This window comes from Microbacterium xylanilyticum (assembly GCF_054654695.1).
In genome coordinates, this window is the sequence record NZ_BAAIEN010000002.1 from 4,057,140 (window position 1) to 4,063,162 (window position 6,023).

General features: G+C 71.5%; 6 protein-coding genes. All 6 read right to left on the minus strand.

What is annotated here, in order from left to right; genetic code table 11:
* Window positions 1–10: 10 nt before the first annotated feature.
* Window positions 11–1,906, minus strand: coding sequence for a YhgE/Pip family protein (locus ACYQ1L_RS20095; RefSeq protein WP_460005732.1), 1,896 nt, complete (start codon window positions 1,904–1,906; stop codon window positions 11–13).
* The gene (locus tag ACYQ1L_RS20100; RefSeq protein WP_460005733.1) at window positions 1,903–2,850 is read right to left on the minus strand and encodes a P-loop NTPase family protein; all 948 of its coding nucleotides are present in this window, start codon (window positions 2,848–2,850) and stop codon (window positions 1,903–1,905) included. Before ACYQ1L_RS20100 ends, ACYQ1L_RS20095 begins: the two co-directional genes overlap by 4 nt.
* Window positions 2,847–3,536, minus strand: a complete 690-nt coding sequence (locus ACYQ1L_RS20105) for a TetR/AcrR family transcriptional regulator (protein WP_460005734.1) — start codon at window positions 3,534–3,536, stop codon at window positions 2,847–2,849. The genes ACYQ1L_RS20100 and ACYQ1L_RS20105 overlap by 4 nt, the downstream gene beginning before the upstream one ends.
* A 200-nt stretch (window positions 3,537–3,736) precedes the next feature.
* Window positions 3,737–4,381, minus strand: a complete 645-nt coding sequence (locus ACYQ1L_RS20110; protein ID WP_460005735.1) for a SatD family protein — start codon at window positions 4,379–4,381, stop codon at window positions 3,737–3,739.
* A 50-nt stretch (window positions 4,382–4,431) separates the two neighbouring features.
* Window positions 4,432–4,935, minus strand: coding sequence for a thioesterase family protein (locus ACYQ1L_RS20115; protein ID WP_460005736.1), 504 nt, complete (start codon window positions 4,933–4,935; stop codon window positions 4,432–4,434).
* A gap of 162 nt (window positions 4,936–5,097) precedes the next feature.
* A partial coding sequence (locus ACYQ1L_RS20120) for an adenine nucleotide alpha hydrolase family protein (protein ID WP_460005737.1) occupies window positions 5,098–6,023 on the minus strand: 926 nt, incomplete at its 5' end.

The window sequence follows — 6,023 nt, forward strand, 5'->3', positions numbered from 1 at the left end:
CTCCCCGTCGTCAGCCGATGAGGCTGGGCTGCAGGTCGCGCAGGGTGCGCTTGTGCGTCATCCGGGTGACGCCCACCATCGCGAGCAGCAGGGCGCCGACCAGCCAGATGCCGAGCACGCTCAGATCCGTCATCGCGCGGGACACCTGACCGCCGTACATGAGCTGGCGCATGGCGTCGACGACGTACCCCATCGGCAGCACGTGGTGCAGCGCGGCGAGCGGCGCCGGAAGCGTCTGCCACGGGAACGTGCCGCCGGCGGTCACCAGCTGCAGCACCATGAGCACGAGTCCCATGAACTGCCCCACGGAACCCAGCCACACGTTCAGCGCGAGGATGATCGCCGCGTACGTCGCCGAGGCCAGCACCATGATCCCGAGCGCGCCCCAGCCGTTCTGGAACGTGAAGCCGAGGGCCCAGGCGAGCACGCCGAGCAGCCCCACCATCTGCAGCGCACCGAATCCGGCGGGGGTCAGCCAGCCGGCCAGCGTGATCCGGATGGGGGAGTGCAGCGCGGTCACCGCGCGCCGCGAGATCGGCTTGATGATGAGGAACAGGGCGTAGATGCCGATCCATCCGGCCAGCGCGGCGAAGAAGGGCGCCAGGCCCTGGCCGTAGTCCTTGGCCGCCGCGACCTTGTCGCTGGACACGTCGACGGGGTTCGCGATGGTCTTGGCCTGCTGCTCGCGCAGCTCCGGGGTGGAGGCGGGGATCGCGTCGACTCCCGCCTTCAGGCCGTCGCGCAGCGTGCCGATGCCGTCGGCGAGGGTGCCGAGGCCGTCGTGCAGGCTCTTCGCGCCGTCGCGCGCGCTCGCCGCACCGGTGCTCAGCGCCGCCGCGCCGTTCGCCGCAGTCTGCGCGCCGTTCGCGAGCTGCTGCGACTTGTCGGCGAGCGTCGCGCTGCCGGACGCCACCTGGGCGGCGCCGTCGGCGAGCTGGTCGATCTTGCCGACCGCGCCCTGCACGGTGTCGTTGCCGCTGCGCAGCCGGTCGCCGAGCGGATCCAGCTTCGCCAGCACGGCGTCGATGTCGGCCTGCGACATGCCCCGGTCCGCGAGGGCTGTGGCGATGTCGCTGCGCACCTGAGGGAGGGTGTCGGTCGCCTGCTGCACGAGGGATCCGGCCTCGTCCGCGTACTGCGCGATCTGCCGGTTGCCGTCGCTCACCTGCTGCGCGCCGTCCGCCAGGGTCGCGGCGCCGTTCGCGAGCTGCTGCGAACCGTCGGCCAGCTGCGCCGTGCCCGAGGCGAGCTGCGCGGCGCCGTCGGCCAGCTGCGCCGTGCCGTCGGCGAGCTGACCGCTGCCGCTGACCGCCGTCTGGGCTCCGTCATACAGCTTGCCGGCGCCGTCGGCGGCCTCACCGAGCTTGTCGCGCACCTCGCTGAGGCCCGTGAGCAGCTTGTCCGCGGCCTCCTGGCCCACCATCTCGGCGACGGAGCGGCGGATCTTCTCGACCGCGCCGGATCCGATCGACGACGCCAGATAGTTGTTGGCGTCGTTGGTCTCGAGCTCGATGCGCGCCTGGTGCGGGTTCGTGCCCGACGACGAGAGCAGCGCCTCGGAGAACGTCTTCGGGATCGTGACGGTGAAGTCGACGTCGCCGTTCTTGAGGGCCGCCCGCGCGGCCGGCGCGCTCATGCGCTGCCAGTCGAACGCCTTGCCCTCGACGAGGTTGTCGGCGACCTTCTCGCCGTAGTTCGTGGTGGTTCCGTCCGAGGTCGCGCCGGCGTCGTCGACGACGAGACCGACGGGCACCTCGGTGAACTTGCCATAGGGATCCTGGTTCGCCCAGAGGTAGAGCCCGCCGTACAGCACCGGCACCGCCATGAGCGCGATCAGGGCGATCACGGCCATCGGCGTCGCAGTCAGCCGGCGCAGCTCGGCGGCGATCATCGCGGGGATCTTCATCGCTCTGCTCCGTTCGCGGTGTCGGTGTCGGTGTCGGTCGTTTCGGGATCGGTCTCTGAGCTTGTGAAGGGGACCTGGTCCGGGGTGGTCGCTGAGCCTGTGCCGGTCCCTGAGCTTGTCGAAGGGGCCTGGTCCGGGGTGGTCGCTTCGACGGGCTCAGCGACCGGCTCGGGCGGGGTGGTCGCTTCGACGGGCTCAGCGATCGGGGGCGCCTCCTCAGCGACTGGAGGCTCCTCCTCGAAGGCTTCAGCGGCATCCGGATCCGCGTCGATCGCAGCGGTGGATCCGGTGATGTCTGCGAGCGGGCGCACGGGCATCGTCGCGTTGGTCGGGTAGTCCGTCTCGAGCGCCTCGGGGAGCTGCTCGATGACCGCCGCGGCGGAACCGCCGACGATCACGAGCACGGCGAAACCGCGGTCGGCGAACTCCGAGGCGATGCGCCACCAGCCCTCCGGGCGGCCGCCGTGCCGGTCGGGGGAGACCAGCACGAAGCCCTCGACATCGTCGCGCAGCACGGCGAGCTCGGCCAGCACGCGCACCCGGACGGACGGCTTGATGGTGCCGATCGGGTGCGCGGCGAGTTCGGCGAAGCCGATCTGCTCGAGCCAGCGCCGCGCGTGCAGCGGGGTCGCGGGAAGCCCCGCGAACATGAGCTCCTCGCCCACGACGGCGGCCAGCGTGACGCCGGGGTGCGGGTCGCTCACCTCGGGGGCGTCGACGAGCGCCATGCGACGGCGCAGCTCCCGGTCGTTGCGGGTGCCGTCGATCGTGACCTCGCCCGTGTCGGGCTTCATCCGCCCGGTGGCGATGAGACCCAGCACGGTGGGGCGCAGCTCGGTCTCGGCGAGCACGAACCGGGCGTGGCCGGTCTCGATCTCGAGGGACGTGGCGGGCAGCGCGCGGCCGTTCTTGCCCTTGCTGACGTCGTGCACGGCGATCCTCATGCGCGGTCCTCCTCGGCGGGAATCGTGGCCAGCGTATCGGCAGGGGCGGCCGCGCCGTCGGCCGGGGCGGCCGCGCCGAGTTCCGGATGGGCGGCGAGCAGCGCGTCGATCTCCCGCCAGCCGAGTCCGGCGATGCTGAGCACGGCTCGCACGGCGATGCCGCCGGCCACCGGGGAGGAGGCGTCGGTGCGGGTGACCACGGTGCGGGCGCTCTCCTCGATGAGGCGGGCGAGCGTCGGCGCGGTCATGTCCTGCCGCAGCTCGCCGGCCTCCTGGCCGCGGCGCACGAGCGCGGCGAGCACGCGCCGCAGCGGGGCCAGGGCGGTCGCCGTCGCCTCGACGTGCGCCTCGTCCAGGGCGATCGCGGCCGCGACCTGCACGTGCGCGGCCTCGCGCCAGAGGTCGGCGGTGAGGCGCGCCAGGGCGATGCGGCTGTCGGGGTCGTCGACGCGCTCCGCGATCGCGTTGAACCGTGCGGCGCCGGCCGAGACCAGGGCGTGCACCAGCGCCGTGCGGTCGTCGAAGTGCCCGTACAGGGCGCGTCGGCTGAGGCCGGCTGCGCGAGCGATCTGGTCGACGGAGGCGTGCGGATCCGCGGCGAGGGTCTGCGAGGCTGCAGCGAGGATGCCCGCCCGGTTCTCAGCGGCGTCCCGGCGCTGGCGGCGGGGTGCGGTGGTGTCGGTCACGTCTCCAGTGTAGCGCTATCCTGCACAACAGTGTGCAAGTTACGCCGTGAAGGGTCTGGATCCTGACGCCTCTCTGGTCGCGTACTGCGGGTCCAGCGTCACCGGTCGGGAGGAGTTCTCATCCTCGGGAGGAGATCTCACCGGGAACGCTCCTCCCGAACAAGGGTTCTCCTCCCGAACACGTCAAGACCGGGCTCGGCTCATGACCGGGCTCGGCTCGTGAGCAGGCTGAAGGCCTCGATGATGGCGCCCGCGCCCGACGTGGCGAGGGCCTGCGACACTGCGGGCTGGGTGATGCCCTCGGCGGCGGCGAGGTCGCGCTGGAAGACTCCCAGGCAGCGCCCGTAGGTGAGCCGCCGGGTGCGTGCGCTCATGCCGGTGATGAGCTGGTCCCGGGCGAGCAGGCCGATGTTCGCCTGGCGTGCGAGGAGGTGGTCGGCCTCGGGTTGGGCCTCGTGCGCGACCACCCAGGTGCGGGCGCCGGGGACGGCGCGGCGCTGCAGGGCGTGCACCCGCTCGATCGCGGCGCGTGCGGCCCACCAGCCCGGCCCCTCCGGGATCTCCCCGGCGGCCGAGGCGATCTCCTCGACGGGCCCGATGCCGACGCCGAACCGGCAGTCGAGGTCCTCGGGCAGCGTGAGGCGTAGCAGGATCAGCGCCGCGAGCGCCGCGTCGAGGGTGGGATAGATCCCCTGCTGCTCATCGCCGACGGTCGGCCGCAGTGGGCTCGCGGACAGCGGCCGATCTCTTTCGATCCGCGCGACAGCCTCGTCGAGGGCCTGTTGCGCGCCCGCTCGGTCGTCGAGCGCACGGGATCCGACGATGTCCAGGATGACGGCGATCATCCGAAAAGGATATCACTGATCTTCTGGAAAGATAACCGAATCCCTTTTTTCTAGCCCTGATCGGTGAGGGGCTTCTGCGGTGCAGGCGCGGATCCCGGCGGATCTGCCCGCGCCCGCAGGCTCGACGGGAGTTCGGCGAAGTCCGCGGTGCGCTCCAGGGAGTTCATCGCGGCGAGCAGTTCGGCGGGCGGCGCGATCAGGTGCCGTTCGTCGAGGTGGAGCCAGCCGCCCGAGCTCGTCACGGTCGCGCTCAGACGGCCGTCCGGGCGGTAGAACTCATGCCTCAGAAGGAAGCGGCTCCCGTCCTGCGACTGTCCGGCGAGCGCGTAGGTGACGACGATCTGCTCCTGGAGATGGATCTCGCTGAAGTACTCGACCTCGTCCTTGCGCACCACGGGGCCGAACCGGCGCCGGCGGAACTCCTCGACCGGGAAGCCGTGCTCCATGAGATACATCTGCCGCACGTCCGCAGCCTTGTCGAGGTAGGCGGTGTTCTTCATGTGCGCGTTGAAGTCCATGTCGGACCACCCCGCATAGAGGGTCTTGCGGTACACGCGTGCTCCCTTCGCCCCGCGGGAATGCGAGATCAGTCTGATCCCGTCACGACCCGCGGACAAGTGCCGGGTCCGGATCCGCGGCGCGAGGACGAGCGGGAGCACGCAGACGACGAGGGGATCCCGGGCGTCGGTCCGGGATCCCCTCGCGTGCGTCTGTGCTCAGTCGGTCCCGGTGTCGAACGCGGCGCCCTCGCTGGCGAGGTCGACGGCGTCGGCGAGGGCCTCCTCGGTCTCGGCGAGGGTGGTGCCCTCGACCGACTCCGTGATCTCGTTCGCCTCGCCCGCGGTCACCCGGCCGACGAGCTCGCCGGTGGCGCCGCCGACGAGGCCGAGGCCCGCGTACTGCTCCAGGCGGGCGCGCGAGTCGGCGATGTCGAGGTTGCGCATCGTGAGCTGACCGATCCGGTCGACCGGGCCGAACGCGGCGTCGCCGACGCGCTCCATGGAGAGCTTCTCCGGGCCGTAGGACAGGTTCGGGGAGACGGTGTCGAGGATCGTCCAGTCGTCGCCGCGGCGCAGGCGGATCGTGACGGTGCCGGAGATCGTGGATCCGACCCAGCGCTGGATCGACTCGCGCAGCATGAGCGACTGCGGCTCGAGCCAGCGGCCCTCGTACATCAGGCGGCCGAGGCGGCGGCCCTGCTCGTGGTAGGTCGCGAGCGTGTCCTCGTTGAGGATGCCGTTGACGAGGCGCTCGTAGGCGATGAACAGCAGCGCCATCGCCGGGGCCTCGTAGATGCCGCGCGACTTCGCCTCGATGATGCGGTTCTCGATCTGGTCGCTCATGCCCAGGCCGTGCCGGCCGCCGATGGCGTTCGCCTCCTGCACCAGCGCGACCGGATCCGGGTACTCGACGCCGTTGAGGGCGACGGGACGGCCGGCCTCGAACGTGACCGTGACGTCCTCGGTCTCGATGGCCACGGACGGATCCCAGAACTTCACGCCCATGATCGGGTCGACGGTCTCGAGCGAGACGTCGAGGTGCTCGAGGGTCTTCGCCTCGTGCGTGGCGCCCCAGATGTTGGCGTCGGTGGAGTACGCCTTCTCGGCGGAGTCGCGGTAGGGGAAGCCGTGCGCGACGAGCC